At 47.1% G+C, this 1,550-nt stretch carries 1 pseudogene; it reads right to left on the reverse strand.

Annotated elements, in window-relative coordinates:
* Positions 1-1,550: pseudogene (locus tag WBV75_RS11210) on the reverse strand (hypothetical protein); the annotation flags it as partial.

A 1,550-nucleotide genomic window follows, 5' to 3' on the forward strand; every position in this document is an offset into this window, starting at 1 on the left:
TACTCATCCGTGATAAATCCACTGATATTTCCTTCCCCGGGCTTTCCTGTTTGTGCAAAACGGGCCCGGGTCTCCAAGAGCCGTAAATACTTTTTATTGCTGTATTGAGAATCGGCAAAATTAAAGCCAAACCAATTCAGATTCCGATAATTTCTAAGCAACTGAGAGCCTCCCCTGGGGTAGACATAGTTGAATTTTAAAAAATTCCTTGTCGAAAAGGAGTCATCTGCTTCTACATTGGGGACATAAAACCTTTTGTAGCCCTCCTGAGAACTCAGGTTTGTTTGCCAATCGTGTTTTTTAAACTGATCCAGAGAGGCATCATACATGGCTGCCAGCACTTCGGCAGAAGCACCTTTATTCTGCGAATCCGCAATACGAAAGCTCCAGGTCTCCTGCTGATCGGGAATGATTTTATTTCTAAAACTCAGGGTTTCAAAAGCGAGTTGGTCGGTTTCTTGCGGAAGGTCTATCTCAATCTGCTCGCTAAAAAGACTATTAAATTTTACATAGTATATGTTGAAGACCAGGGGGTGTTTATACCCCCCGCGAACCGGGATTTTCAGGTAATGGCTTCCATGCTCCATCCGAATCACGTGGCTCTCGATCTGCTCCTGCCCACAGTATCCATCTAAATAAATCGTCAGGTCTTCAGCTGCCGTACTAAACTTCATCTGCACATAGCGATCTTTTCTAAAGTCGGTATTCACTACCTGGGATCGAAATAAACTACCCGGAGAGGCTTCCCTATCTCCGGGGGCCAGCACCTCAAATTGCCTCGAGACGCGTAGGGTGTCCTTTCCCGTATCTGCCGCACGGACTTCCAGTTGATACCTGCCCGGGTACCATCCTGCCATATCCGGAATTCGGATTTCCCTAAACCCCTCAATATTTCCTGTCCATTCAAAGACCTCTTCTGCCTTTGGCCAGTATTCCTTAATATCTGTACTGTCGTACGCCTCATGCGGAAAGCGTGCCCTGTAGACCGCTTTCGACAATATCTGGAAATCTGGTAAGCTCCACGGCTTTTCCCGAAGGACCTGCTCCGGCGCCTTCAGGCGGAAGACCTTGGCAATCAAAGATGCGGCAATGGGCTCTTCATTCAAATTCTTCGCATCTACTGAGAAACTATTACTCACATTGGGGTTCCATTTGTCCGGCAGATCCAGGTCTACCTTCAAATTGCGATACCCCACTTGCAGAGTGGTTTCTGAAGATCGCGTTTCCCCATTAATATCAGTTACCACTGCCAGGACCGAATAATTGAAAATAGGGTTTTTATGAGCCAGAATCGTTGAGTCCGGGACAGCCCGAAAATTGATTTCAAAATTCCCCTGACGGTCAGTTGTCGTTTCCCCTTCTGAAATCACAATGGGAGCCTGCCGTACATAATCCCATGGTATTGGAGTATGCGATCGGTTGACTGTATATTTAACGGGAGCATTCTGTATACTGGCGCCCAGGTAGGCCTCGGCCCTGCCTCTCAGAGTGACGGAATCACCTAAAGTCAGATTCGCGGTGACTTTCTCAAATTCAACTTCAAAACGCGG

The sequence above is a fragment of the Robiginitalea sp. genome (assembly GCF_049588695.1).
In the GTDB taxonomy this organism is placed as follows: Bacteria; Bacteroidota; Bacteroidia; order Flavobacteriales; family Flavobacteriaceae; genus Robiginitalea.